Below are 26,732 nucleotides of genomic sequence, written 5' to 3'. Positions count from 1 at the left end.
TTCTGTCGCGACAAGTTTGTTGTGACCGGCCGGCGACGGCAGGTCAGAAGAGAAGCCACCATGCTGGGCCCGCGTCATCCAAAATCTCCCGATCCGGGGCCCCAATCGTCGGGTGCGACCCGGCGGAGCGCGCTCGGCCTGTTGCTCGGTGCGCCCTTGCTGTCGGCCTGCGCCGGCGTGCAGCAGAGCCTGAGCCAGTTCTCTAATCCCTTCAGCAGCTCCTCTACGCCCCCGGCTCAGCCGGCCGGGCCGCCGCAACAGGCCACCACCGCCGGCACCGGCGGGGTGAAGGTTGCCGTGATCCTGCCGCTCTCGGCCGCCGGCAACGCCGGCCTCGCCGCGCAATCCATGCGCAACGCCGCCGAGATGGCGCTGGCCGAATTCCAGAATCCGAACATCCAGCTCCTGATCAAGGACGACAACGGCAGCCCGCAAGGCGCGCAGGCCGGTGCGCAGCAGGCGATCGACGAAGGCGCCGAGATCATTTTGGGACCGCTGTTCGCGCAGTCGGTGCCGGCGGTGGCGCAGGTCGCGCGCACGCGCGGCATTTCCGTGATCGCGTTCTCGACCGATTCCAGCATCGCCGGCCGCGGCGTCTATCTGCTCTCATTCCTGCCGGAGTCCGACGTCAATCGCATCGTCGAATATTCCGCCAGCATGGGAAAACGCTCCGTCGCCGTGCTCGTGCCCGACAATGCCTATGGCAATGTGGTCGAGGCCGCAGTGAAGGCGGCGGTGCCGCGGCGCGGCGGCCGCATCGTCGCGTTCGAGAAATATGGTGCCGACCGCGCCACGCCGGCGCGCACCGTGGCGCAGCAGCTCGGCAGCGCGGATGCGCTGTTCATCGCCGATGACGGCGATGCGGTGGTGACGGTCGCCGATGCGATGACGGCCGCCGGCGCGAACTTGCGCAACATCCAGCTGCTCGGCACCGGCCTGTGGGACAATCCGCGCGTCTACGCGAATGCGAACCTGCAAGGCGGCCTCTACGCCGCACCGGATCCGGCCGGCTTCCGCGCCTTCTCCGGCCGCTACCGCACCAAATACGGTGCCGAGCCGATTCGCACCGCAACGCTCGCCTATGACGCGGTCGCCCTCGTCGCCGCGCTCGCGCGCACGCAGGGCACCACGCGCTTCTCGTCCGACGTGCTCACCAACCCCTCGGGCTTTGCCGGCATCGACGGCCTGTTCCGCTTCCGCGCCGACGGCACCAACGAACGTGGCCTTGCGGTGATGAAGGTGACGACCGGCGGCGGCGTCGCGGTCGCGGGCTCGCCGAAGAGTTTTGGGGCTTAGCTGTTCTTTCGCCGTCGTCCTGGCGAAAGCCAGGACCCATACCGCGTGATCTATCGAGTGACTACAGTGCGAGTACCAGCAAAGAATAATTGGGACTCTTCGCCAAACTCCTCCCTGGGGTAATGGGTCCTGGCTTTCGCCAGGACGACGATGGGGAGAGAGCTCAGGCCGCCAGATCCGCGACCACCGCATCCAGCACCGGGAATCCGCTGCTGGTCACGCGCAGCCGTCCCGTCGCATCGACCGTGATCGCGCCTTCCTCACGCAGCAGCGCGATGCGCTTGGGGTCGAGCGCGCGGCCGGAGAGGGCGGTGTAGCGTTCGGGATCGATGCCTTCGGCGAGACGGAGTCCCATCAGCAAAAATTCATCGGCGCGCTCCTCGCTGTTGAGGAGATCGTCGGTGACGACGCCGTGGCCGTTGGTCTCGACCCGCAACAGCCAGGCTTCGGGACGCTTCTCGGTGGCGGTGGCGTGCCTGATCCCGTCGATATCGAGCCGGCCGTGCGCGCCGGGGCCGATGCCGGCATATTCGTCGCCGCGCCAGTAGACCAGATTGTGCCGGCATTCGGCGCCGCGCCGCGCGTGATTGGAGATCTCGTAAGCGGGCAGGCCGAGCTTGTCGCAGGTTTCCTGCGTGACGTCGTAGAGCGCGCGCGCGACCGCCTCGTCCGGCGTCTTCAATTTGCCGGCCTGGTGCAGGCCGAAAAACGGCGTGCCCTCCTCGATCGTCAATTGATAGAGCGACAGATGCTCGGCCGCCTCCGCGATCGCAAGACGCAGTTCATCGGCCCACATCGCCGGCGTCTGGTCGGGGCGGGCGTAGATCAGGTCGAACGAATAACGCTCGAACGAGCGGCGCGCGATGGCGACCGCGTCCAGCGCTTCGCGCGCGCTGTGCATGCGGCCGAGCGCCTTCAGCGAAGCATCGTCGAGCGCCTGCACGCCGAGCGAGACGCGGTTGACGCCGGCGGCGCGATAGCCGGCGAAGCGCGTGGCCTCGACGCTGGTCGGGTTCGCTTCCAGCGTGACTTCGACATCACGAGCGACCTGCCAGTGCTTGCCGATCGAATCGAGCACGGCGCCGACGGTCGCGGGCTGCATCAGCGACGGCGTGCCGCCGCCGAGGAAGATCGAGGTGACCTCGCGGCCGGGCGCGCGCTGCGCGGTCGTTTCGATCTCGCGCGCGAAGGCGGAGGCGAAGCGTGCTTCGTCGATTGCGGCATGGCGGACATGGCTGTTGAAGTCGCAATAGGGGCACTTCGACAGGCAGAACGGCCAGTGCACGTAGACGCCGAAGGCTTCGTTAGCGCGGCTCAAGGCAGATCTCCGCCAGTTTCACGAAGGCGCGGGCACGGTGCGACAGGGCAAGGCCGAGCGGCGGCAGGCCGTGCTTCTCGATGCTGGTCATCTCGCCGAAGGTGCGCGTGTGCCCGTCGGGCCGAAACATCGGATCATAGCCGAAGCCGGCGGTGCCGCGCGGCGGCCAGACCAGCGTGCCGTCGACGCGCGCCTCGACCTCTTCGAGATGATCGTCGGGCCAGGCGACGCAGAGCGCGGAGACGAAGTGCGCCTTGCGCTTGTCGGGCGCGGTCGCGCCGCGCTCCTGCAACAGGCGCTCGATCCGCGTCATCGCCGCGGTGAAGTCCTTGGTCGGTCCGGCCCAGCGCGCACTGTAGATGCCGGGCGCGCCGTCGAGCGCGTCGACCACGATGCCGGAATCATCGGCGAAGGACGGAAGCTTGGACGCGTGCGCGGCCGCGATCGCCTTGATCGCGGCGTTGCTGCGAAAATCGTTGCCGGTCTCGTCCGGCTCGGAAAGGCCGAGCTCGCCGGCCGACACCGCCTCGATGCCGTAAGGCGCCAAAAGCTCCTTCATCTCGGCGAGCTTGCCGGGATTGTGGGTGGCGATGACGAGCTTTCCGGTGATTCGGCGGTGCATGGGCCTATTGACTACGCGACGGCCAGTTTCTGCAAGTCCACGAGGCGCGCGATACCCTTCTGGGCCAGCGCCATCAGCGCCAGGAGCTCGTCTTGTGTGAACGGTTCGCGTTCCGCGGTGCCCTGCACCTCGATGATGCGGCCATCGCCGGTCATGACGAAATTGGCGTCGGTCTGGGCTTCCGAATCCTCGGCATAGTCGAGGTCGAGCACGGGCGTGCCGTTGTAGATGCCGCAGGAGATCGCGGCGACGTTGTCGCGCAGCACGTTGGCCTTGACCATGTTGCGCGCCTTCATCCAGTTGACGCAATCGGCGAGCGCGACCCAGGCGCCGGTGATCGAGGCCGTGCGCGTGCCGCCGTCGGCCTGGAGCACGTCGCAATCGACCGTGATCTGGCGCTCGCCGAGCGCTTCGAGATTGATGATGGTGCGAAGGGAGCGGCCAATCAGGCGCTGGATCTCGACGGTGCGGCCGCTCTGCTTGCCGGCGGAGGCCTCGCGGCGGGTGCGTTCCGAGGTCGCGCGCGGCAGCATGCCGTATTCCGCGGTGACCCAGCCGCGGCCCTGGCCCTTCAGCCACGGCGGCAGGCGGTCCTCCAGCGTGGCGGTGACCAGCACATGGGTGTCGCCGAATTTCACCAGGCAGGAGCCTTCCGCATATTTGACCACGCCGCGCTCCAGCGTCACGGGGCGCAATTCGTCGGGCGCACGGCGGCTTGGCCGCATGGGAAATCCTCCAAAACTCACGGGAATAGGCTGTTCGCGGTGCTTGTAGGTGGGGTGAGGGTGAGCGGCAAGGCCTTTTCGGTCCCCAAGCAACTTGTCGAGCAAGTGCAAAACCACGCTTGTCAGGGACCTCCCGGATGGCCAAATTGTAAGCATCTGAGAGGAGTTGCTGTCTGTGGCCCATCACGATCCGATCCATCTGATCGCGCCGCGCGCAGGGCTCGCCCAGCTGAATGAGCGGTCCCGCGACATCTTTCGTCAAATTGTCGAAAGCTATCTCGCAACCGGCGAGCCGGTGGGCTCACGCAATATTTCACGGCTGATCGCGATGCCGCTGTCGCCGGCCTCGGTTCGCAACGTCATGGCCGATCTGGAACAGCTTGGCCTGATCTATGCCCCGCATACGTCCGCCGGCCGGCTGCCGACGGAACTCGGCCTGCGCTTCTTCGTCGACGCCTTGATGCAGGTGGGCGACCTCAATGACGCTGAGCGGCAGTCGATCCAGAGCCAGCTCACCTCCGTCGGTCAGGCGCAGTCGGTCGAGGCGGCGCTGGACCAGGCGCTGACGCGGCTGTCGGGCCTGACCCGCGCCGCCGCGGTGGTGCTGACGCCGAAATCCAACGCGCGGCTGAAACACATCGAATTCGTCCGGCTGGAACCGGAAAAAGCGCTGGTGATCCTGGTCGGCGAGGACGGCCAGGTCGAAAACCGCGTGCTGACGCTGCCACCCGGAGTTCCCTCCTCGGCGATCACCGAGGCCGGCAATTTCCTCAATTCGCGGATTCGCGGCCGGACCCTGGCCGAAGCGCGGCTCGAGCTCGAAACCGCGCTCGGGGAGGCCCGTGCCGAGCTCGATCAGCTGACGCAGAAGGTGATTTCGGCCGGGATCGCCAGCTGGTCCGGCGGCGAGAACGAGGACCGCCAGCTCATCGTCCGCGGCCACGCCAATCTGCTGGAAGATTTGCACGCGCTGGAGGATCTGGAGCGGGTCCGCCTCTTGTTCGACGACCTCGAGACCAAGCGCGGCGTCATCGACCTGCTCGGCCGGGCCGAGACCGCGGAAGGCGTGAGGATTTTCATCGGTTCGGAGAACAAGCTGTTTTCCTTGTCGGGCTCCTCGACCATCATCTCGCCGTATCGGGATGCCGCCGGCCACATCGTCGGCGTTCTGGGTGTGATCGGGCCGACACGGCTGAATTATGCCCGTGTGATCCCGACCGTGGACTACGCCGCCCGGATCGTCAGCCGCCTTCTGGGGGGCTGACCGGCGGCTGAGGCGATCACGGGCGCTTGATTTTCGGCGTCCGAAGCACGATATCCGGGCCAGAAAAATCCCTGAGACAAATTCGAAAAGAGAGCCGATGACCGATCGAGACCGGCAACCCGAAGACACGACCGCGCCGACCGGCGAGCCCGTGGTGTCGAAGCCCTACATCATGCCCGACGATCCCGAGCCGGGCTCGGTCGAGCTGTTGCAGAAGGAAGCCGCCGAGGCGCGCGACCGTATGCTGCGGACGCTGGCGGAGATGGAAAATCTGCGCAAGCGCACCACCAAGGAGGTCGCCGACGCCCGTCTCTACGGCATCACCGGCTTTGCCCGCGACGTGCTCGACATCGCCGACAATCTCCAGCGCGCGCTCGACGCGGTTCCCGCCGAGGCCCGCGCCGCGGCCGATCCCGGCCTGACCTCGCTGATCGAGGGCGTCGAGCTCACCGAGCGCTCGCTGCTCAACGCGCTGGAAAAGCACGGCGTGAAGAAGTTCGATCCGCAGGGTCAGAAGTTCGACCCGAACTTCCAGCAGGCGATGTTCGAAGTGCCTGATGCGTCGGTGCCCGCCGGTACGGTCGTGCAGGTCATGCAGGCCGGCTACACCATCGGCGAGCGCGTGCTGCGTCCGGCCCTCGTTGGGGTCGCCAAGGGCGGCGCGAAGGCTGCGTCCGCCGCCAACACCAACGAGCCGAACAGCGCGGCGAACTGAGTTCTGACGTCATTCCGGGGCGATGCGAAGCATCGAACCCGGAATCTCGAGATTCCGGGTTCGGCTCTTCGAGCCGCCCCGGAACGACTGATGGCTGGTCTTACGCGCTCGCCGCGATATCCGCAGACTGAATCCGCTTCACGCCGGCCTTGGCCATGTCGGCCCAGGCTTTTGCCAGCGAGCCCTGCGTGTCGATGCCGCGGCAGGCGTCTTCCACGACATAGACTTCGAAGCCCGCCTTGCGCGCGTCGAGCGCGGTCCAGGCGACGCAGAAATCTGTCGCGAGGCCAGCGACGAAGACGCGCTTGATCTTGCGGCCCTTCAAATAGCCGGCGAGGCCGGTCGAGGTCTTGCCGTCGGCTTCGAGGAAGGCCGAGTAGCTGTCGACGTCCTTGTGAAAACCCTTGCGGATGATGAGCTCGGCGTGCGGGATTGCGAGGTCCTTCGACAGCGAAGCGCCGTCAGTGCCCTGCACGCAATGGTCGGGCCACAGCACCTGCTTGCCGTAAGGCAGGTCGATGGTCTCGAACGGCTTCTTGCCGGAGTGTACCGACGCAAACGAAACGTGGCCGGGCGTGTGCCAGTCCTGCGTCATCACCACATTCGAAAACGCTTTCGAGATCTTGTTGATGACGGGCACCACCTGCTCGCCTTCCTTCACCGCGAGGCTGCCGCCCGGCAGGAAGCAGTTCTGCACGTCGATCACGAGCAGCGCGGACGCATCGTCCGGCTTGATCGATGCGGCCGCAAGAAGTGCGGTTGGCGCGAGGGCTACGAGGGCGCTCGTCCCAAGCGCCGCCAAGACTTGCCGCCGATCTAGCATCGTTCGCCTCCCTCCAGGATGAACTCGATTGGGCAGGAGCCTAGTTCCGCTTGTGCACGAACAGAAGCCCGAAAATGCAGCCGGTTTTGGTGAGAGGGTGGGCTCAGCCGCGTACTCGGTGCACCTCTCCCGCTTGCGGGAGAGGTCGGCGCGTATCGCCGGGTGAGGGTTCTCTCCTCTGGGGGAGTCTTCGTTGTTGAGACACCCTCTCCCCAACCCTCCCCCGCACGCGGGGGAGGGAGCGCATCTCGCTTGCGGATGCAGCTACCCCTTCGGCTGGATGCCGTCGCGCACGGCGCGGAAGCGGGTGAAGGCGGCTTGCCACTGGTCGCGCGGGGCGCTGGCGATGATGCGCAGCGAGGCGCCGCCGCTCGAGAAGCGGATCCACTGCACCACGGTCACCGGGGTCTTGTCCTTGCCGCTGACGCCGTCGATCCGGGTCTCGAAGCCCTGCTGGCCGTTGATGCGGATCGGCTCGGACATGGTGACGCGCGATTCGCGCACGCCGGGGATCTGGAGCGCCGCCTCCTGGGCGAAGCGGGCGCGGTCGTCGGCGGCTTGCGGGGTGGCGCCGATCAGGCCGAGGATCATGAACGGCTTCGACTCGTAGCCCGTGCTCTCGTTGCCGTCGGCCAGGATGATGCTGGACCCCGGCGCCAGCGTGCGGATGTCCTTGAAGTCGGCGAGATCGGTGATCTTGAACGGCATCAGCGCGATCTGCTCTTCGGCCGAGACCTGCTTGCGGGTCACAGTGCTCGCAAACATCTGCCGCACCGCCTCGTCGGTGTAGATCTTGGTCGCGTTCTCCGGGATCTGCACCGCGACATAGCCGGAGAAGCCGGCGCCCGGCACGATCATCGAATAGCGTTTCACCGCCGTCTCGCCGGCCTTGCCGCTCTCGGTGGTGAAATAGGCAAGGCCCGCGGGGGTCTCGATCTTGTCCTGCTTGACGCCGTTGACGCCGGCCGGATTGGAATTGAAGGCGCTCACGACCTCGCCATAGGCCGCCGGCGGCAGCTCGGTGATCAGCACCTTGACGGTGCCGTCCTCGCTCTCGAAGCCCGGAAAGGTCTTGGCCGTGCTGAGGCCGACCAGCGGCACCATGCCGAGGCGCAGTCCGGGCGGGAAAACGGCGTCGGCAGCAAAGGCCGGAAGCGCGGAGACGGCGAGGAGGGCGAGCGCGGCGAGGGGACGGATCAGCTTCATGGGCACTCTGATTGGTTCACATTGAGGCCGTTCGATGGTCGGCCACCGGGCCGCTTTGTCGCGCGAAGCAGCCTGGGTGCGGCGCTCCGGCCGGTCCGCCTTTTAGCCGGTTTGGCCCTGCCGCAACAGGGCAGGCCGGATCGCGGTAACGGGGGCTTGCCGAAGCCCGGACCTGTTAATAATTCCTCACCCGCAAGGGCGGCTGGGCCCGGATATGATCTTCCAAAACCCAATGTTTTCACGGCCGAAACTTGCGTTCGGTCCTTGCGGGCCCCTCCCCCCCTCCTATATGAGCCTCAACCATCGCAATATCGCGAATGTTTGATCTTAGGGGGTTTCGGTTCGGGTGCCTTCTGGGCCCAACCAACCTGCCGCAAAAAGAAGGATATCAGGACCATGGGAAAGGTCATTGGGATCGACCTCGGCACCACGAACTCGTGCGTCGCCGTGATGGATGGCAAGAACGCCAAAGTCATCGAGAATTCCGAGGGCATGCGCACGACGCCTTCGATCGTCGCCGTCACCGACGACGGTGAGCGCCTCGTCGGCCAGCCGGCCAAGCGCCAGGCCGTCACCAATCCCGAGCGCACCTTCTTCGCAGTGAAGCGCCTCATCGGCCGCCGCTACGACGACCCGATGGTCGAGAAGGACAAGAAGCTCGTTCCGTACAAGATCGTGAAGGCTTCCAACGGCGACGCCTGGGTCGAGGCCGACGGCCAGACCTACTCGCCCTCGCAGGTCTCGGCGTTCATCCTGCAGAAGATGAAGGAGACCGCGGAGGCCCATCTCGGCCAGAAGGTCGACCAGGCCGTCATCACCGTTCCCGCCTACTTCAACGACGCCCAGCGCCAGGCGACCAAGGACGCCGGCAAGATCGCGGGCCTTGAAGTGCTGCGCATCATCAACGAGCCGACCGCGGCCGCGCTCGCCTATGGTCTGGACAAGACCAAGACCGGCACGATCGCCGTGTACGATCTCGGCGGCGGCACGTTCGATATCTCCATTCTCGAAATCGGCGACGGCGTGTTCGAGGTGAAGTCGACCAACGGCGACACCTTCCTCGGCGGCGAAGACTTCGACATGCGCCTGGTCGGCTATCTCGCCGACGAGTTCCAGAAGGAGCAGGGCATCAACCTGCGCAACGACAAGCTCGCGTTGCAGCGCCTGAAGGAAGCCGCTGAAAAGGCCAAGATCGAGCTGTCGTCGACGACGCAGACCGAGATCAACCTGCCCTTCATCACCGCGGACCAGACCGGTCCGAAGCATCTGACGATGAAGCTCACCCGCGCCAAGTTCGAGGCGCTGGTCGACGACCTCATCCAGAAGACCGTCGAGCCCTGCCGCAAGGCGCTGAAGGACGCCGGCGTCACCGCCGGTGAGATCGGCGAAGTGGTTCTGGTCGGCGGCATGTCGCGCATGCCGAAGGTCCAGGAAGTCGTGAAGCAGCTGTTCGGCAAGGAGCCGCACAAGGGCGTCAACCCGGACGAAGTCGTGGCGATCGGTGCCGCGATCCAGGCCGGCGTGCTCCAGGGCGACGTCAAGGACGTGCTGCTGCTCGACGTGACCCCGCTGTCGCTGGGCATCGAGACGCTAGGCGGCGTGTTCACCCGCATCATCGACCGCAACACCACGATCCCGACCAAGAAGAGCCAGGTGTTCTCGACCGCCGAGGACAACCAGAACGCGGTCACCATCCGCGTCTTCCAGGGCGAGCGTGAAATGGCGGCCGACAACAAGATGCTCGGCCAGTTCGACCTGATGGGCATTCCGCCGGCCCCGCGCGGCATGCCGCAGATCGAGGTGACCTTCGACATCGACGCCAACGGCATCGTCAACGTCTCGGCGAAGGACAAGGCCACCGGCAAGGAGCAGCAGATCCGCATCCAGGCCTCCGGCGGTCTGTCGGAAGCCGACATCGAGAAGATGGTCAAGGACGCCGAGGCCAATGCCGAAGCGGACAAGAAGCGCCGCGAGGCGGTGACCGCCAAGAACGAGGCGGACGGTCTGGTGCATTCGACCGAGAAGGCGCTCGCCGAGCACGGTTCGAAGGTCGCCGAGACCGAGCGCCGCGCCATCGAGGATGCCGTCAGCGACCTCAAGGAAGCGCTGAAGGGCGACGATGCCGAGGCGATCAAGGCCAAGACCCAGACGCTGGCCCAGGCTTCGATGAAGCTCGGCGAGGCCATGTACAAGCAGCAGGCCGAGGCCGACGCCAAGAAGGACGCGGCCAAGGACGACGTCGTCGACGCGGAGTTCACCGAAGTCGACGACGACAAGAACAACAAGAAGTCCGCCTGAACCCCAAGAGGGTGATGATGCGGACGGCTTGGACCCCACACACTCCTTCGGCCTCCCCCTTCGCGGGGGAGGCTCCCGTGTCGAGGTCGGCGGGCTACGCTCCCGTTACGATCGATCAATTTCCAGCCGTTATTCTCAACGCTGCCATGCTGCCCTCTGCCGCGAGGCGGAGGGACGCCTATATCGTCGCGTGGCAGCATTGTTTTGCCCCGACTTGAATCGCGATTGGATAGACCGAGTTCAACATGTCCACGTCCACCAAGCGCTGCTACTACGAGACCCTCGAAGTCGAACGTGACGCCGACGAATCCAAGTTGAAGTCGTCGTTCCGCAAGCTGGCGATGAAGTTCCACCCCGACCGCAATCCGGGGGACGACACCAGCGAGGTCAAGTTCAAGGAAATCAACGAGGCCTACGAGGTCCTGAAGGACAAGGACAAGCGCGCGGCCTATGACCGTTTCGGCCATGCGGCCTTCGAGCAGGGCGGTCCTGGCGGCGGCGCCGGTTTCGGCGCGGGCTTCGCCTCCTCCTTCTCCGATATTTTCGAGGACCTGTTCGGCATGGCCGGACAGCGCGGCCGCGGCGGCCGCGAGCGCGGCGCCGACCTGCGCTACAACATGGAAATCACGCTCGAGGAGGCCTTTGGCGGCAAGACCGCGCAGATCGAGATCCCGGTCTCGGTCACCTGCGAGGCCTGCTCGGGCATCGGCGCCAAGGCCGGCACGAAGCCGAAGACCTGCTCGACCTGCGGCGGCGCCGGCCGCGTGCGGCAGTCGCAGGGCTTCTTCACCCTGGAGCGGACCTGTCCGGGTTGCCAGGGCCGCGGCCAGATGATCGAGGACGCCTGCCCGTCCTGCTCGGGCCAGGGCCGTGTGACCCGCGAGCGGACGCTGTCGGTCAACATTCCCCAGGGCGTCGAGGACGGTACGCGGATCAGGCTCGCCGGCGAAGGCGAGGCCGGTGTCCGCGGCGGCCCGCCCGGCGACCTCTACATCTTCCTGTCGCTGGCCCAGCACCAGTTCTTCCAGCGCGACGGCGCCGATCTGCATTGCCGGGTGCCGATCTCGATGGTGACGGCCGCCCTTGGCGGCGAATTCGAGGTGCCGACCATCGAGAAGGGCAAGGCCAAGGTGAAGGTGCCGGCCGGGACCCAGTCCAACCGTCGATTCCGCATTGCATCAAAAGGCATGCCGGTGCTGCGCTCGCGCCAGACCGGCGACATGTACGTTCAGGTCGTGGTCGAGACCCCGCAGAATCTCACCAAGAAGCAGCAGGAATTGCTGGCCGAGTTCGAAAAGCTCTCCTCCGGCAACACCCAGCCGGAATCCGAGGGTTTCTTCACCAAGGTCAAGGATTTCTTCGGCAGTCGGGCGAATTGACTCGTCTTGACCGTATCGCCTTCGGCCTATACGTCTTTATGACCATTTTCTGACACGCCGCGTCCTGCGGTCCCGTCCGGTCCAGACATGCCATTGCCATCGTCCGCGCGTGCGTTGAAGAAGCCTCGTCTCGATGACGAGGTGCGCTTTCTCAGATCGTGGATCGAAAAGCCGCTCCACATGGGCGCAGTGATGCCGTCGGGCAAGCTGCTGGCCCGGACCATGGCGCATTACGTCGACGTCAACTCGGACGCCCCTGTGGTTGAGCTCGGCCCCGGTACCGGCGCCATCACCTCGGCCCTGGTCGAACGTGGCGTCGACCAGAAGCGTCTCGTCCTCGTCGAGTACAATCCCGGCTTCTGCGCGCTGCTGCGCGACCGCTATCCGCAGGCCAAGGTCGTGCAGGGCGATGCCTATCGCCTGCGCGACACGCTCTGGAACGTGCTGAGCGCGCCGGCATCCGCCGTCGTCTCCGGCCTGCCGCTGGTCACCAAACCGATGCTGACGCGGTTGCGGCTCATTCGCGACGCTTTCACGGCGCTCGCGCCCGGCGCGCCCTTCGTCCAGTTCACCTATGCGGTGGTGCCGCCGATCCCGAAATCGCTGCCCGGCGTGTCCACAGAGGCTTCGGAACGGATCTGGATGAACCTTCCGCCGGCCCGCGTCTGGGTGTATCGCAAGGATTAATTCCGCCGGCATTCCTCTTTGCGCGGCGGGCTCGTTTCGCCGAACGCATGGAAGCGGATGTCCGCACCCAAAATCCTGGTCATTCCCGGCTCGCTACGCACCGGCTCGCACAATGCGAAGCTGGCCGCGCTCGCCGCCTATGAATTCGCCCAGGCCGGCGTCGACGTCACCCGCATCTCGCTCGCCGATTTTCCGCTGCCGATCTACGACGGCGACCTCCAGGCCAAGTCGGGCGTGCCCAAGCACGCGATCAATCTCAAGCGCATGATCGGCGCGCATCATGGCGTGCTGATCGTTTCGCCCGAATACAATGCCTCGGTGCCGCCACTGCTGAAGAACGCGATCGACTGGGTCAGCCGCGTGCATGAGCTGCACGAGGCGCGCGGCGAGGTGTTCCGCAACCGCGCCTTCGCGCTCGCCGGCGCCTCGCAGAGCCGGCTCGGCGCCGCCCGCGCGCTCCAGGCGTTGCGGCTGATCCTGACCTCCTGCCACGCCAATGTGATTGCCAGCCAGCTCACGCTCGCCTTTGCCGGAGAGGCCTATGACGATATGGACAGGCTGAAGAACGAGGGCGATATCGCCGCGTTGAAGGAGCTGGTAGCGCAGTTGATCGACATTTCCCAACGCATGATGTGAGGTGACATGACGCCAGCCGAGATCGCCCCGAAGGACCGCCTGATCGTTGCGCTCGATCTGCCGAGCGTTGATGCCGCGGAGGCAATGATCGCAAGGCTCGGCGACAGCGTCACGTTCTACAAGATCGGCTATCGCCTCGCTTATGCCGGCGGCTTGCCGCTCGTTGCGAGGCTCGCGGACAAGGGCAAGAAGGTCTTTCTCGATCTCAAGCTGCACGACATCGGCAACACCGTGGCGCAAGGCGTCGAGAGCATCACCAGGCTGGGCGCGACCTTCCTCACCGTGCACGCTTATCCGCAGACCATGAAGGGCGCTGTCGAAGGCCGCGGCGGCTCGAACCTGAAGATCCTCGCCGTCACCGTGCTGACCTCCTACAACGAGGACGATCTGCACGCGGCGGGTTTCCGGCTCGGCGTCGCCGAGCTCGTCGAAGCGCGCGCGCAGCAGGCGCAGGTGCTCGGCATCGACGGGCTGGTGTCGTCGCCCGAGGAAGTGGGCGCCTTGCGCAAGATCGTCGGCCACCAGATGAGCCTCGTCACGCCCGGCATCCGGCCGGCGGGCTCGGCAAGTGGCGATCAGAAACGCATCATGACGCCGGGCCGCGCGATCACCGCGGGCGCCGATTATCTCGTCGTCGGGCGCCCGGTAGTGGAAGCCGCTGAGCCCAAGGCGATCGCAGACGCCATCCAGGCTGAGATCGGGCAGGCGCTGGGAGCATGATCCGGACCCGAAGGGCCGCGTTAGCGCAAAGTGTGCAGCGGTTTTCCATCGCGACAAACGCGGAACGCGTTTGCGCGGAGATCATGCTCAAATAGAGACAACAACAAGGGAGAAGAACAATGGCAAAAGGCTACTGGATCGGGCGCGTCGATGTGAACAGTGACGAGGGCTACAAGCCTTATGCCGTCGCCAACGGCGCGATCTTCAAGAAATGGGGCGGCCGCTTCGTCGTCCGCGGCGGCAAGTTCACCACCGTCGAAGGTGCCAGCCGCACCCGCAACGTCGTGATCGAATTCCCGGACTACGAGACCGCGATCGCCTGCTACAACTCACCGGAATACCAGGCCAACATCAAGGTGCGCCAGCCGCACTCGGTTGCCGACCTCATCATCATCGAGGGCTATGACGGCGCACAGCCGTCGGACGGCTGAGGTAGGCCGTCATTCCGGGGCGCCCAAAGGGCGAACCCGGAATCTCGAGATTCCGGGTTCGATGCTGCGCATCGCCCCGGAATGACGGTGGTGTCCCCCTCGGTTGCCGGAACTGCGTCCCCCCGCTACAACGGCCCCGAAGAGGATCACACCATGTCCGACATGCGCTTGATTGTTGCTGGAGCCGGCGGCCGGATGGGCCGGGCGCTGACGCGCGCGATTGCCGAGAGCAAAGGCGCGGTGCTGGCGGGCGCGCTGGAGGCGCCGGGCTCCGAGCTGCTCGGCAAGGACGCCGGCGTGCTCGCGGGCCTGCCCGCCAATGGCATCAAGGTCTCGGCGGATCTCTGGGCAATGTCCAAGGAGGCCGACGGCATCCTCGATTTCACCGTGCCGGCCGCGACCATCGCCAACGTCGCGATCGCCGCCGAGCGCGGCATCGTGCATGTCATCGGGACGACCGGGCTTTCGGGTTCCGACAACGCCGTGATCAAGAGCGTCACCAATCGCGCGGTCGTGGTGCAGTCCGGCAATATGAGCCTGGGCGTCAATCTGCTTGCCGCAGTGGTCAAGCGCGTCGCCAAGGCGCTCGACCAGAGCTTCGACATCGAGATCGTCGAAACCCATCACCGCATGAAGATCGATGCGCCCTCCGGCACCGCGCTGATGCTGGGCCAGGCCGCGGCGGCCGGCCGCGGCATCTCGCTCGACGAGCATGCGGACCGTGGCCGTGACGGCATCACCGGGGCACGTAAGCCCGGCAACATCGGCTTCGCCTCCTTGCGCGGCGGCACCGCGGCCGGCGACCACAGCGTCAGCTTCCTCGGCCCGTTCGAGCGCCTGACGCTGTCGCATCAGGCCGAGGACCGCATGCTGTTCGCGCATGGCGCGCTGAAGGCGGCACTGTGGGCGCATGGCAAGAAGCCGGGGCACTACTCCATGGCCGACGTGCTCGGCCTCGCCGATATCTGAACGAAAGAAAGCAACGGAAAGCAGTCAATGAGCGAACGTCTTCTCGTGCTCGTCCGCCACGGCCAGAGCGAATGGAATCTGAAGAACCTGTTCACGGGGTGGAAGGATCCTGATCTCACCGAGCAGGGCGTCGCGGAGGCCAGGGAAGCCGGCCGCAAGCTGAAGGCGCAGGGGCTCGTGTTCGACGTCGCCTACACGTCGGTGCTGACGCGTGCGCAGCACACGCTCGACCTCATCCTCGGCGAGCTCGGCCAGAAGGGTCTGCCCACGGAGAAGAACCTCGCGCTGAACGAGCGCGACTATGGCGACCTCTCCGGCCTCAACAAGGACGACGCCCGCAAGAAATGGGGAGAGGACCAGGTCCTGATCTGGCGCCGCTCCTACGACGTGCCGCCGCCCGGCGGCGAAAGCCTGAAGGACACGCTGGCGCGCGCGCTGCCCTATTACGTGCAGGAGATCTTGCCCAGCGTGCTCAACGGCAAGCGCACGCTGGTTGCCGCCCACGGCAACTCGCTGCGCGCGCTGATCATGGTGCTGGAGAAGCTGTCGCCGGAAGGCATCCTGAAGCGCGAGCTCGCGACGGGTGTGCCGATCATCTACCGCCTGAATGCGGATTCGACCGTGGCCTCGAAGCTGGATCTGGCGGGGTAACAGACGCCGTCATTCCGGGGCGCCCGAAGGGTGAACCCGGAATCTCGAGGTTCTCAGGTGCGCAGTTGCGCACCATAGTTCGATGCCTTGCATCGCCCCGGAACGACATCAGACAATCACTGCATCCCCAGCTGCCCAGCTTCCCACCCGAGCATCGCCTGCTTGCGGGTGATGCCCCAGTGATAGCCGGTGAGCGTGCCGCTCTTGCCGAGTGCGCGGTGGCAGGGCACGACGAACGACACCGGGTTCTTGCCGACCGCAGCGCCGACGGCGCGTGAAGCCTTCGGGCTGTTGATGTTGCAGGCGATGTCGGAATAAGACACCGCGCGGCCCATCGGGATCTTCAAGAGCGTTTCCCAGACCCGCACCTCGAAATCGGTGCCGATCATCACCACGCGCAATGGCTGGTCCGGCCGCCACAGCTTCGTGTCGAAGATGCGCTGGGCGAGCGGCGCTGTGCCTTCGTGATCCTCGACGTAAGTTGCGTTCCGCCAGCGCCGCGTCATGTCGGCGAGCGCGACCTTCTCTTCACCGGGATCGGCGAAGGCGAGCCCCGACAATCCGCGATCGGTCGCGATCACGATGGCCGTGCCGAAGGGCGAGGCATGGAAGCCGTAGCGCAGGGTGAGGCCCGCGCCGCCATTCTTCCATTCACCCGGCGACATCGCCTCGTGGGTGACGAAGAGATCGTGCAGCCGGCCCGGCCCCGACAGGCCGGAGTCGAGCGCGGCGTCGAGCACGCTCGCGGAATCCCGCAGCAGGCCCTTGGCGTGGTCGAGCGTCAGCGCCTGCATGAAAGCCTTCGGCGTGATCGAGGCCCAGCGGCGGAACAGATGGTGCAGCTCATCGGGCGTGACGCCGGCCGCATCCGCCATCGCCTCGATGGTCGGCTGCGCGCGCCAGTTCTCCGAGATGAAGGCGATCGCCCGGCGCACCGAGTCATAGTCGCGTAGCGCGGCATTCTGGTGGCCCGGCTTGGTCAGGCGCTGGTCATGTATGGCGAGTGTCATCATGACCGGAAATGTAGGAGAGGGGAGGGTTCGAAACCACCCGATTTCCGACGTGAACTCAGCGGATGGGGTTGAAGGTCGGTCCGCGCTTGGCGGCGTTCAGCGCCTCAACCAAGCCATTGTAAAAGCTTGTTTTTTCTTCAGGTCCCAAAAACCCGGCGAGCTGGAGCCGGCGGCCGCGCGAGATCAGGTAGAGGTGTTCGAGGCCAAAATCCTCGTCGATCTCCAGGTCGAGCCGGACCCAGAGCGGATTGAACGTCCATTCGGCGACCTGGCCGCGATGGCTGACGCGCCGCACCCGCAGTTCCGAGGGCGTGACTACGATCTCCTCGCTGGCCCGCGCGGCGCGGAAATTGACCTTGAAGGCCCACCAGATCACCAGCACGTCGAGGCCGAAGAAGCCGAGCACCGGCCACGCGCCCATCATCAGGAAGACGAGGCCGGTGACGAAGCTGACGGCGCTCAGGAACAGCATCACGGCGAGGAAGCCGGTGCGGTTCAGCGAGCGGTGCGGCGTCAGCAGCGCCGAGAAGATTTGAGCTTCGCTCTGATCTTCAGAGTCCCTGCGCTCAATTTCGTTGCCTGTGCTCATCGTCCCTCAGTATATCCCGATCATGGCGAAAATCACCCGCAAGCCGGTCCCGCGCAAAGCAGCTGTGCCTAAGAAAAAAGCAAAGGCGGCTGTGGCGAAGCCGAGGGCCCCCGCGAAGAAATCGCTCAAAGCGATGAAACCTTGGACGCCCGCCGAGATCCGCGAGGTCTTCAGCCGTTTCCGCAAGGCCAACCCGGAGCCGAAGGGCGAGCTCGAGCACGTCAATCCGTTCACGCTGCTGGTCGCCGTGGTGCTGTCGGCGCAGGCCACCGACGCCGGCGTCAACAAGGCGACGCGCGCATTGTTCGAGGTCGCCGATACGCCGCAGAAGATGCTCGACCTCGGCGAGGAGTCCTTGCGCGAATACATCAAGACCATCGGCCTCTATCGCACCAAGGCGAGGAACGTCATTGCGCTGTCGGCCAAGGTGCTCAGCGAGTTCGGCGGCGAGGTGCCGCGCACGCGCGCCGAGATCGAGTCGTTGCCGGGCGCCGGGCGCAAGACCGCCAACGTCGTGCTCAACATGGCCTTTGGCGAACACACCATGGCGGTGGATACGCATGTCTTCCGCGTCGGCAACCGCACCGGGCTCGCGCCCGGCAAGACGCCGCTGGAAGTCGAGCTCGGTCTCGAAAAGGTGATCCCGGCCGAGTTCATGCTGCATGCCCATCATTGGCTGATCCTGCACGGCCGCTATACTTGCCTCGCGCGCAAGCCGCGCTGCGAGGTATGCCTGATCAACGATCTCTGCCGATGGCCGGAGAAGACGGTCTGAGGCAGTATTCGCCGTCATTCCGGGGCGATGCGCAGCATCGAACCCGGAATCTCGAGATTCCGGGTCTGGTCCTTCGGACCATCCCGGAATGACAGTGGTGAGATTCGCGTTCGGGCAAAGTGGCTTTGGGGACATGTCGTGAGTCAGCAGGATCAAGTTACGTCATCGCCGCCGCCTGCCGCTCCAGCCCCATCGCCCAAGCCGATACAGCCTCCCGCCAGCTCGCTGTGGAGCCGCCTCGTAATCCCGCTGTTCGCGGTCATCGTCGCGCTCGCTTTCGTCGCGCTGGCGACGCTGCGCTTCGACGAATGGGTCGGCAACGCGGTGATCCAGACCACCAATGACGCCTATGTGCGCTCCGAGCTGACGCGGCTGGCGAGCCGTGTCTCCGGCGAGGTGCTGACCGTAGGGGTGACCGACTTCCAGCGCGTCAAGGCCGGCGACCTCCTGATTCAGATCGATCCGGCGGACTATGAGGCGCAGGTCGCGCAGTCCGAAGCCGCGGTCGCCGCCGCGCAAGCCATGCTCGACAATCTGGCCAACCAGGTCGAGCTGCAATATGCGACGATCGCGCAGGCGCAAGCCGCGCGGCTGTCGGCCGAAGCCATTGAGGTCGAGGCGCGGCAGGAGCAGGAGCGTCAGCAATCACTGTCGCAGACCGAGTCCGGCACGCGGCAGCGGTTCGAGCAGGCGGTCGCCGCCTACGCCAAGGCGCAGGCCGACGTGCGCGCCAGCCGCGCCGTGATCGCCGCCCAGCAGCATCAGCTCGAAGTCCTGCAAGGCACCAGGAAACAGCGCGCCGCCGATCTCGACGCCACCAAGGCGTCGCTGGCGAGTGCGAGGCTGAAGCTCGGCTACACGACGATATCGGCGCCGTTCGACGGCGTCGTCGGCGAGCGCCAGGTGCAGCCCGGCGACTACGTCAATATCGGCACCAACCTCATCAACGTGGTGCCGCTGCCGAAGGTCTATGTGATCGCGAACTACAAGGAGACCCAGCTCACGCACGTCGCACCGGGCCAGCCGGTCGAGATCACCGTCGACAGTTTTCCGCGCGAGAAGCTGCGCGGCCGGGTCGAGCGGATCGCGCCGGCGACCGGCGCGCAGGTCGCGCTGCTGCCGCCTGATAACGCCACCGGCAATTTCACGAAAGTGGTGCAGCGCATTCCCGTGCGGATTCAACTCGACGACAACCAGCAGCTAACGGCACGGCTCGTGCCCGGCATGTCGGTCGTCACCAGCATCAACACCGCGGGCGCGAATGGCGGGAAATGACGATTCCGATCGCGGACCGCTCTCGCGCGGCGGCGTCGCGCCACAGCCCATGTTCGCCGTGGCGGCGGTGCTGCTCGGCTCGTTCCTCGCCAATTTCGACAGCCGTCTCACCACGGTCGGACTGCCCGACCTGCGCGGCGCGTTTTCGCTCAGCTTCGACGAAGGCGCCTGGCTCTCCACCGCCGGCATCGGCTCGCAGATCTTCATCGCGCCCGCGGTGGCGTGGCTCGCGACGGCGTTCGGGCTCAGGCGCGTGCTCGGGATCCCCAGCCTGGTCTACGCCGCGGTCTCGCTGATCATTCCCTTCGTGCACGATTATCCGACGCTGATTGCGCTCAGTGTCGTGCATGGTCTGCTGCTCGGCACCTTCGTACCGGCGACGCTGATGATCGTGTTCCGCAACCTGCCGATCCGCTGGTGGCTGCCGGCGATCTCGATCTACTCGATCCGCGTCGGCTTTGCGTTGGACACGTCGAGCTCGCTGGTCGGCTTCTACGTCGACCATCTCGGCTGGCAATGGTTGTACTGGCAGGGTGTCGTGATCGCGCCGCTGATGGGCCTGATGGTCTATCTGGGCACACCGAGCGAGCCGGTGAACCGCGCGCTGCTGCGCGACGCCGATTGGGGCGGCATGCTGCTGCTCGGCGCCTCGGTCTCGATGATCTATGCCGGGCTCGACCAGGGCAACCGGCTGGACTGGCTGGGCTCCGGCACGGTGATGGCGCTGCTCGCCGCCGGCGCGGTGCTGTTCGCAGGCTTCCTCGTCAACGAGTCGCTGGTGCGCCAACCCTGGGCGCATGTGAACGTGCTGTTCTCGCGCAATATCGGGCTGTCGCTGGTGGTGATCCTGCTCTACACGCTGACTTCCCTTTCCAATTCATCGCTGGTGCCGAACTTCCTCGGTAATGTTGGCCTGCTCCGGCCGGAGCAGAGCGGTCTGCTGCTGTTGACCTACGGCGCGCTGCCGATGTTCGTGCTGGTGCCGATTTCGATCTGGCTGCTGCGTCATTTCGATGCGCGCGTGGTGACGGTGCTGGGCTTTGCCTGCTTTGCCGCCGCCAACCTCTGGGGCACCCAGCTCACCCATGACTGGGCACGCGAAGATTTCATCGGCATCGTGCTGCTGCAATCGGTCGGACAGTCGACGACGCTGTTGCCGATCATCATCATGGCGCTGTCGAACTCCGATCCGAGCCGCGCCACGTCGTTCGCCGCCTATATCCAGATCATGCGGCTCGGCGGCGCCGAGATCGGCGTGGCGCTGATGGGGACCTGGCTGCGCGTCCGCGAGCAGGTCCATTCCTTCTATCTCGGTCAGAACCTCGGCGTCGGCGACGTCGATGTGGTGCGGACGCTGAAACAGCTCGCCGACCATTTCGCCGCCCATGGCGCCGGCCTGGCCCAGGCGCGCGCGGTGGGGACGCTCGCAAGTTTCGTCCAGCGCGAGGCCAATGTGCTCGCCTATATCGACGGCTTCTGGCTCTGCTTCTGGCTGGCGATGGCTGCGCTCGGCGTCGTCGCGCTGATCACCCGCGCCCCGCCGGGCCCGTTCACGCCGGCGCCGTTCGGCTTCGCCAAGATGCTGCTGCGCAAATGCGGGGCGCAGGTGACTTAAGTCCAGCGTCACCGCATCTGCCGCGCCGGCTCGATCAGCTCCGGCCGCGGGCCGGAGAGCCGCTTGTGCATGTGGACCATGAAGGCCATGCCGAAGATCGGCGTCGCCAGGTTGACGATCGGAATCGAGACGAAGGCCGCGATTATCAGGCCGGCGGCGAAGACGGTCGCGGCATTGTCGCGCCGCATCGCCTTGGCTTCCTCCGGCGAGCGGAAGCGCATCGCAGCGAGCTCGAAATATTCGCGTCCCAGCAGCCAGGCGGTGGCGAGGAAGAAGATCAGGAAACCGGCGCCGGCCAGCAGCACGAAGGGCAGCGCGATCAGATAGACCAGGATGGTCAGCAAGGCGGTCTTGACGCCCTCGTAGATCGCCTGGCTGAAGGGCAGCGCCACGCCCGGCCGTTCGGCGGGATAGTGTTCGCGCTCGACATGGTCGGCGACATCGTCGACGAACAGGCTCGCCACCAGCGAGGTGATCGCCGGCATCAGAAACACGGCCCCGAACACGACGCCAAGTCCCGCCGCGATCGAGACGATCCAGGCCAGGACCTCGAGCGAGGTGTGCCAGCCGGGACCGAGCAGGCCCTCGAGCCACACCTCGCCATAGGTCGCAAACCAGCTGAGCAGCCGCTGCAATCCGATCGCCAGCACGGTGATCAGCACGAGCGCAAGCCCGATCGATCGCCACAGGATCGATCGCATCGGCGGCGAGATCATTTGCGACAGCGCCTTCACGGCGGCATCCAGCATGGGAGTTCCTCTCACGAAAACCACCCGCGAGAGGTAGACATGCCGGATCGCTTCGGCAAGGGACGCTGACCCGCCAGCCCCTGCGGCTTACCGCTCCGCGGCGATGCTGGCCCAGCAGGTGATGGCGCTGCAGACCGTGCTCCAGCGGCCGAACCCCTTGTAGATCTGGGCTGCGACCTGCTCCTGCTGCTTCAGCGTGCCCTCGGCCTTGATCTGCGGGTCGGAGACGTTGCGGATCGCGAGCCAGCGCGGCGCCTTGTCGCCCATCTCCTGGGCCACGAGGCCAAGGATGGCGTCGCCCATCTCGGAGACGTCGCCGAGTCCCTGGAGATGGAAATGATTGTCCGAGGTGTCGAAGCCGAAGAAGTCGGTGGTGACCACGGAGGAGGACAGCCCGCTCGGCTTCACGACGAAGATCTTCGGCGCCCTGGTATTGTCCTTCGGCAATTGCCCGGCATTGGCCTTGAACAGCGTCTTGGCCTGCGCGAATTTTTTCGACACGGCGGGCCTGCTCGAAAAGTGCTCCTGCGCGAAGGGCTGCTTCTTGAATTTCGACAGGCAGTCGAAGCGCACGATCGGGCTGACGACGACGTCGCCGACCTCGAATGCCTTGCCGATGCCGCCGGCGGTGCCCGTGGTGATGACCAGCGTCGGCTGCACCTCGGTGATGATCTGGCGCCAGACGTCGATGTTCGGCAATCGCGGACCGTCCTGCGACATGTGCGAGTCGGATTTGAAGATCACGACCTTTTTCTTGCCGATCGTCGTGGTCCAGTAGGTGCCGAGACGCTTCAGTTCCTTGGCCGGGCAGCCGTTGCGCATCTTCTTGGAGATGGCGGCGTAGTTATGCGTATAGGGCACGTAATCGTTGCGTGAATCCTTGCCCGGCGTCAGCACGCGGCTGAGCGCGTGGCCCTCGTCGACGGTCCAGGTCACGACCAGCACGTCGGCGCGCGGCAGCGGCCCCTTGCCATTGCCTTTCGGCTTCGGCCCGGTCTGCGGCGCGAGTCCCTTTGGCCAGGGAATGTCGGTGAAGCGCGACAGCCCGGTCGAGGTCGAGAAGGCCATGAACGCGCGGCCCTCGGCCGATTCGGAATCGAAATCGATGATCTCGCGCCGAAAGTCTTCCGCGGTGACCTTTGCGGTCTTCTTCGCCGCGGCATCCTTCATGCGTTTCACCACGAAGGTCTCGGGCGGGGGCGGTGTCGTGATCGGATCGAAACCAAGATTTCTCTCAACCCATTTGCGGTCGGCTAACATCGCATCGTCTCCGTCAATTTGATTTTGACAAATGTCTTTCGGTCGACCAGTCGGGCCGACGGGTGCAATCCTAGATCGAATTCATTGGCGTCGAATGGGTCGGAGCTATTGACCGAATCGAGGCCGGTTCGGGTCGCAGACAATTTCTCCTGTCAAACAACAGTTATTCTGAAAAAAATTTGCGCAATGTCTGAACCAAGTGGCGACTGAGATTACACCTATAGTTGAGGTGCGACAATCTGCCTTCCAATCACAAACGGAGGAAGTCATGGCAAGCTCGACTAAGCGAGTTGCGCTGGTGAACAGCGCGAGGAAATTGCCGAAGGGGGCCAAGCTCGTCGGCGCGGCCGATCCCAAGCAGGAAATCGAGATCAGCGTTCGCCTCCGTGCCAAGCGCGCGCAGCCGGCGGAGGACGAATCCGTGATGGCGCTCGGCGCACAACCGCCGCGCGAGCGGCAATATCTCTCGCGTGCCGAATTCGGCGAGCATATGGGCGCCGACCCTGCCGACGTCGCCAGGATCGATGACTTCGCCCACCATCACGAGCTCAACGTCAAGAGCGTGCATCTGGCGTCCCGCACCGTGAAGCTGACCGGTACGGTGAAGGCGATGAGCGCGGCCTTCGGCGTCAAGCTCAACAAGGTCAGGCACGAGGGCGCGACCTATCGCATGCGCAAGGGCAGCGTGCAGATCCCGGCCGAGCTCGAAGGTATCGTGGTCGGTGTGCATGGCCTCGACAACCGCCCGGTGGCGCAGCCGCACTTCCGGCGCAAGATGGCGAAGACGGGTGCGACGGCGCGTGCCGCACAGGGCGGCAGCTTCTCGGTCGAACAGATCGCAGAGCTCTACAACTTCCCGGGCGGCGAGACCGGCGCCGGCCAGTGCATCGCCATCATCGAGCTCAACGATATCGACCAGAAGGGCCATCCCACGGGCGCCGGCTACAAGACCTCCGACCTGCGCACCTTCTTCAAGAAGACGGGCATCCCGATGCCGCAGATCGCGCCCGCGAGCGTCGACGGCGGCGCCAACAAGCCGGGTCATTCCGAGGCCGACGGCGAAGTCGTGCTCGACATCGAGGTGGCCGGCGCCATCGCACCGGGCGCCAGGATCGTGGTCTATTTCGCGCCCAACACCACCAACGGCTTCATCGACGCGGTGAAAGCCGCCGTCCACGACGCCGCGCGAAAACCCTCGGTGATCTCGATCAGCTGGGGCGGACCGGAAGACGAGGACGGCTCGCAGCAATTCGTCGACGGCCTGAACGAGGCGATCCGCGATGCCGCCGCGATGGGCGTCACCGTCTGCGTCGCCTCCGGCGACAATGGCTCGGCCGATATGGGCGAGGATTGGGACGGCAAGCCGCACGCCGACTTCCCGGCCTCGAGCCCCTTTGCGCTGGCCTGCGGTGGCACCAACCTGAGGGCGCCGAACGGTCACATCCAGGAGGTGGTCTGGAACGGCGGGACGCAGGGTGGCGCGGGCGGCGGCGGCGTCAGCGTGGTGTTTCCGCGGCCGGCCTACCAGGCCCATGCCCACGTCCCGAAGTCGCCGTCGCACTCGGTCGGGCGCGGTGTTCCCGACGTCGCCGGCGACGCCGATCCAGCGACCGGCTACCAGATCTTCCTCAACGGCGTCGGCACCACGATCGGCGGCACCAGCGCGGTGGCACCGCTGATGGCCGGATTGATCGCCCGCATCAACGAGGCCACGACCAAGAAATTCGGCAAGACGGTCGGCTTCATCAATCCGCTGATCTACGCCTCGCACGCGCAAGGCGTGTTCCGCGACATCACGGTCGGCAACAACGACATCACCGGCGATCTGCACGGCATGTACAAGGCCGGCCCCGGCTGGGATGCCTGCTCCGGCCTCGGCGTCCCCGACGGCGCCGCGTTGCAGAATTTGCTCGCGGCCTGATTGATCCTCTTCCTCTCCCCGTCCTGACGGGGAGAGGGCTGGGGTGAGGGGCTATTCCGCGGAAATGGTGAAAGCTGTTCGTCCGCTCTCTCCCCGTCATTGCGAGCGCAGCGAAGCAATGACGAACGCGGAGCGAGACGCGGGCTACACCGCGTCCAGCGGTTTGCCGCGCACGTTCGGACCGAACAGCGCCATCGCGATCACCACGATCAGCATCGCCGCGGTGATCAGGCCGAACACGCCGGTGACGCCGCCCTCCTTCAGCATGTAGGCGACGATGAAGCCCGAGAACGTCGCGCTCAGCCGGCTCATCGAGTAGACGAGGCCGGATGCGCGTGCCCGGATCTGGGTCGGAAACACCTCGGTCTGATAGGCGTGATAGGCGTAGGACATCGTGGTGTTGCAGGCCGTCAGCAGCACGCCGCAGACGATCAGCAGCGCCGGCTCGGTCAGTTGCGCGAACGCCATGCCGAAGACGATGATGGCGACGCAGGCGCCGGCGATGATCCAGCGCCGCTCGAATTTGTCGGCGAAGCTCGAAGCGAGCAGCGGCGCGATCGGATAGGCGAAGGCGACGATGAAGGAATATTGCAGGCTCTTGGTGACGTTGATGCCCTTCTCGACCAGCAGCGTCGGCACCCAATTGGCAAAGCCGTAGAAGCCGAAGGCCTGGCAGAGGTTGAACACCATAAACAGGACCACGAGCGAGAGATAGGGCGGCCGGAACAGGTCGGCGAAGCCGACATTGGTGGTCGATCGCACCGCCTGGCGCGCAGGCGACGTCGCGGGCCGTGACCCGGCGCCGCCGCTGGCGGCCTCCAGCGTCGTCAGGATGCGAAGCGCCTCCTCGTTGCGGCCGTGCCGCGCCAGCCAGAGCGGGCTTTCGGGCAGGAACAGCCTGAGCACCCAGATGATCATGCTGGCGGCGGCGCCAATCAGCACCACCCAGCGCCAGCCTTCGACACCGTAAGGCGCGAGCGGCACCAGCCACCAGGCGAGGAATGCGACGACGGGGACGGCGACGAACATGATCGACTGGTTCACCGCAAAGGCGCGCCCGCGCATCCGGCTCGGAACGAGCTCGGTGATGTAGGCGTCGATGGTGATGACTTCGACGCCGATGCCGATGCCGGCGAGGAAACGCCAGAACAGCAGACCTTCCGGAGAGGTCTGACAGGCCATGATCACGGAGGCCGCGGTGTAGCCGAGCAGCGCATAGGTGAAGATGGCGCGCCGGCCGAAGCGGTCGGCGAGGAAGCCGAGGAAGAAGGTGCCGACGAACAGGCCGGCAAAGGTCGCGGCGACGAAGGCGCCGATGCCGGCGAAGCCGAAGAACGCCTGCGTCGTCGTGCTCAAAAGTCCGCTGCGGCTCAGGCCCGGCGCGATATAGCCGGTGAGGAACAGATCGTAGATCTCGAAGCAGCCGCCGAGCGAGAGCAGGATGACGAGGCGCCAGACATAGGGCGACCCCGGCATCGCCTCGAGCCGCCGCGAGATCTCGTCCGGCATGGACGGCGCAGCGCCGAGCTCGAAGCCTGTGTCGATGCCGACAACGCTCATGGTGTCCTCCCCGAGGCGCGCGGATCGCACGCGGTTCCCGGCGGCTCATCTGTGTTGCGTGTCGTGACCTCTGCCGGATCGCGCCATGTTGGCCGGTCAAGGGCGGAAATCCAGAAGAACATATCGATGGGAGCGTTCGAGATTTTCGAACTCGGCTAATGAGAGGCAGGACAGCCGCTCGGCGAACTCGGTCACCTCTCCCGCTTGCGGGAGAGGTCGGCGCGCAGCGCCGGGT

At 65.7% G+C, this 26,732-nt stretch carries 25 protein-coding genes; 15 read left to right on the top strand and 10 right to left on the bottom strand.

Annotated features, from left to right (window positions below):
• Nucleotides 1-60: 60 nt before the first annotated feature.
• The gene (locus tag AAFG50_RS42030; RefSeq protein WP_028172452.1) at nt 61-1,296 is read left to right on the top strand and encodes a penicillin-binding protein activator; all 1,236 of its coding nucleotides are present in this window, start codon (nt 61-63) and stop codon (nt 1,294-1,296) included.
• Nucleotides 1,297-1,459: 163 nt separating this feature from the next.
• Here AAFG50_RS42030 and hemW read toward each other — a convergent pair whose 3' ends face one another.
• From hemW to rph, 3 genes are read right to left on the bottom strand one after another with little or no spacing between them, the layout of a single operon-like run.
• The gene (hemW, locus tag AAFG50_RS42025) at nt 1,460-2,614 is read right to left on the bottom strand and encodes a radical SAM family heme chaperone HemW (protein ID WP_028172453.1); all 1,155 of its coding nucleotides are present in this window, start codon (nt 2,612-2,614) and stop codon (nt 1,460-1,462) included.
• Nucleotides 2,601-3,236 carry an RdgB/HAM1 family non-canonical purine NTP pyrophosphatase gene (gene rdgB / locus AAFG50_RS42020; protein WP_011083500.1) on the bottom strand — a complete coding sequence of 212 codons (636 nt, stop codon included), beginning with the start codon at nt 3,234-3,236 and terminating at the stop codon, nt 2,601-2,603. Before rdgB ends, hemW begins: the two co-directional genes overlap by 14 nt.
• Before the next feature lie 11 nt (nt 3,237-3,247).
• A complete protein-coding gene (rph, locus tag AAFG50_RS42015; RefSeq protein WP_011083501.1) occupies nt 3,248-3,961 on the bottom strand; it encodes a ribonuclease PH in 714 nt (237 codons plus the stop codon).
• 175 nt (nt 3,962-4,136) lie between these two features.
• Here rph and hrcA point away from each other — a divergent pair, with 175 nt between their 5' ends.
• Nucleotides 4,137-5,225: a heat-inducible transcriptional repressor HrcA gene (gene hrcA, locus AAFG50_RS42010; protein ID WP_011083502.1), complete on the top strand. Its 1,089-nt coding sequence runs from the start codon at nt 4,137-4,139 to the stop codon at nt 5,223-5,225.
• A gap of 97 nt (nt 5,226-5,322) precedes the next feature.
• Nucleotides 5,323-5,940 carry a nucleotide exchange factor GrpE gene (gene grpE / locus AAFG50_RS42005; RefSeq protein WP_028172454.1) on the top strand — a complete coding sequence of 206 codons (618 nt, stop codon included), beginning with the start codon at nt 5,323-5,325 and terminating at the stop codon, nt 5,938-5,940.
• Nucleotides 5,941-6,040: 100 nt separating this feature from the next.
• Here the strand turns inward: grpE and pncA are convergent, their stop codons facing one another.
• Complete coding sequence (gene pncA, locus AAFG50_RS42000; protein WP_011083504.1) at nt 6,041-6,763, bottom strand: bifunctional nicotinamidase/pyrazinamidase; 723 nt, start codon at nt 6,761-6,763, stop codon at nt 6,041-6,043.
• 264 nt (nt 6,764-7,027) lie between these two features.
• Nucleotides 7,028-7,969, bottom strand: a complete 942-nt coding sequence (locus tag AAFG50_RS41995) for a hypothetical protein (RefSeq protein ID WP_028172455.1) — start codon at nt 7,967-7,969, stop codon at nt 7,028-7,030.
• A gap of 396 nt (nt 7,970-8,365) precedes the next feature.
• Between AAFG50_RS41995 and dnaK the strand changes: the two genes are divergently transcribed.
• The 8 genes from dnaK to AAFG50_RS41955 all read left to right on the top strand — a co-directional run bounded on the left by dnaK (nt 8,366) and on the right by AAFG50_RS41955 (nt 15,740).
• Complete coding sequence (dnaK, locus tag AAFG50_RS41990) at nt 8,366-10,267, top strand: molecular chaperone DnaK (RefSeq protein ID WP_011083506.1); 1,902 nt, start codon at nt 8,366-8,368, stop codon at nt 10,265-10,267.
• 245 nt (nt 10,268-10,512) lie between these two features.
• Nucleotides 10,513-11,646: a molecular chaperone DnaJ gene (gene dnaJ, locus AAFG50_RS41985; protein WP_011083507.1), complete on the top strand. Its 1,134-nt coding sequence runs from the start codon at nt 10,513-10,515 to the stop codon at nt 11,644-11,646.
• A gap of 87 nt (nt 11,647-11,733) precedes the next feature.
• Entirely contained in the window at nt 11,734-12,333 is a 600-nt protein-coding gene (locus AAFG50_RS41980) for an rRNA adenine N-6-methyltransferase family protein (RefSeq protein ID WP_007598495.1), read from the top strand.
• A gap of 57 nt (nt 12,334-12,390) precedes the next feature.
• Nucleotides 12,391-12,969 carry an NAD(P)H-dependent oxidoreductase gene (locus tag AAFG50_RS41975; RefSeq protein WP_011083508.1) on the top strand — a complete coding sequence of 193 codons (579 nt, stop codon included), beginning with the start codon at nt 12,391-12,393 and terminating at the stop codon, nt 12,967-12,969.
• A 6-nt stretch (nt 12,970-12,975) separates the two neighbouring features.
• Nucleotides 12,976-13,689 carry an orotidine-5'-phosphate decarboxylase gene (gene pyrF / locus AAFG50_RS41970; protein WP_011083509.1) on the top strand — a complete coding sequence of 238 codons (714 nt, stop codon included), beginning with the start codon at nt 12,976-12,978 and terminating at the stop codon, nt 13,687-13,689.
• A gap of 119 nt (nt 13,690-13,808) precedes the next feature.
• A complete protein-coding gene (locus AAFG50_RS41965) occupies nt 13,809-14,120 on the top strand; it encodes a DUF1330 domain-containing protein (RefSeq protein ID WP_011083510.1) in 312 nt (103 codons plus the stop codon).
• A 153-nt stretch (nt 14,121-14,273) separates the two neighbouring features.
• A complete protein-coding gene (gene dapB / locus AAFG50_RS41960; protein WP_028172456.1) occupies nt 14,274-15,089 on the top strand; it encodes a 4-hydroxy-tetrahydrodipicolinate reductase in 816 nt (271 codons plus the stop codon).
• A 27-nt stretch (nt 15,090-15,116) separates the two neighbouring features.
• A complete protein-coding gene (locus tag AAFG50_RS41955; protein WP_011083512.1) occupies nt 15,117-15,740 on the top strand; it encodes a 2,3-bisphosphoglycerate-dependent phosphoglycerate mutase in 624 nt (207 codons plus the stop codon).
• 116 nt (nt 15,741-15,856) lie between these two features.
• Here the strand turns inward: AAFG50_RS41955 and AAFG50_RS41950 are convergent, their stop codons facing one another.
• Nucleotides 15,857-16,753, bottom strand: coding sequence for a bifunctional helix-turn-helix domain-containing protein/methylated-DNA--[protein]-cysteine S-methyltransferase (locus tag AAFG50_RS41950; RefSeq protein ID WP_028172457.1), 897 nt, complete (start codon nt 16,751-16,753; stop codon nt 15,857-15,859).
• Between the two features lie 55 nt (nt 16,754-16,808).
• A complete protein-coding gene (locus tag AAFG50_RS41945; protein ID WP_011083514.1) occupies nt 16,809-17,342 on the bottom strand; it encodes a DUF2244 domain-containing protein in 534 nt (177 codons plus the stop codon).
• A gap of 22 nt (nt 17,343-17,364) precedes the next feature.
• Between AAFG50_RS41945 and nth the strand changes: the two genes are divergently transcribed.
• From nth to AAFG50_RS41930, 3 genes are all read left to right on the top strand, one after another.
• The gene (gene nth / locus AAFG50_RS41940; RefSeq protein ID WP_028172458.1) at nt 17,365-18,117 is read left to right on the top strand and encodes an endonuclease III; all 753 of its coding nucleotides are present in this window, start codon (nt 17,365-17,367) and stop codon (nt 18,115-18,117) included.
• A 138-nt stretch (nt 18,118-18,255) separates the two neighbouring features.
• On the top strand, nt 18,256-19,392 hold the full coding sequence (locus AAFG50_RS41935; RefSeq protein WP_028172459.1) for an HlyD family secretion protein: 1,137 nt from the start codon (nt 18,256-18,258) through the stop codon (nt 19,390-19,392).
• Nucleotides 19,379-21,007: an MFS transporter gene (locus AAFG50_RS41930; protein WP_011083517.1), complete on the top strand. Its 1,629-nt coding sequence runs from the start codon at nt 19,379-19,381 to the stop codon at nt 21,005-21,007. The genes AAFG50_RS41935 and AAFG50_RS41930 overlap by 14 nt, the downstream gene beginning before the upstream one ends.
• An 8-nt stretch (nt 21,008-21,015) precedes the next feature.
• On the opposite strand, the gene AAFG50_RS41925 is transcribed toward AAFG50_RS41930, so the two are convergent.
• A complete protein-coding gene (locus AAFG50_RS41925) occupies nt 21,016-21,756 on the bottom strand; it encodes a sulfate transporter family protein (RefSeq protein WP_028172460.1) in 741 nt (246 codons plus the stop codon).
• Between the two features lie 87 nt (nt 21,757-21,843).
• Nucleotides 21,844-23,016 carry a hypothetical protein gene (locus AAFG50_RS41920; protein WP_039186477.1) on the bottom strand — a complete coding sequence of 391 codons (1,173 nt, stop codon included), beginning with the start codon at nt 23,014-23,016 and terminating at the stop codon, nt 21,844-21,846.
• A gap of 268 nt (nt 23,017-23,284) precedes the next feature.
• Here AAFG50_RS41920 and AAFG50_RS41915 point away from each other — a divergent pair, with 268 nt between their 5' ends.
• Nucleotides 23,285-24,937, top strand: coding sequence for a S53 family peptidase (locus AAFG50_RS41915; RefSeq protein ID WP_028172462.1), 1,653 nt, complete (start codon nt 23,285-23,287; stop codon nt 24,935-24,937).
• A 144-nt stretch (nt 24,938-25,081) separates the two neighbouring features.
• Here the strand turns inward: AAFG50_RS41915 and AAFG50_RS41910 are convergent, their stop codons facing one another.
• On the bottom strand, nt 25,082-26,497 hold the full coding sequence (locus tag AAFG50_RS41910) for an MFS transporter (RefSeq protein WP_028172463.1): 1,416 nt from the start codon (nt 26,495-26,497) through the stop codon (nt 25,082-25,084).
• Nucleotides 26,498-26,732 lie beyond the last annotated feature (235 nt).

This window comes from Bradyrhizobium sp. B039 (assembly GCF_038965675.1).
Classification (GTDB): domain Bacteria; phylum Pseudomonadota; class Alphaproteobacteria; order Rhizobiales; family Xanthobacteraceae; genus Bradyrhizobium; species Bradyrhizobium diazoefficiens.
Note: the sequence above shows the minus strand (reverse complement) of the source record. Positions and strands in the feature narration are given on the sequence as shown.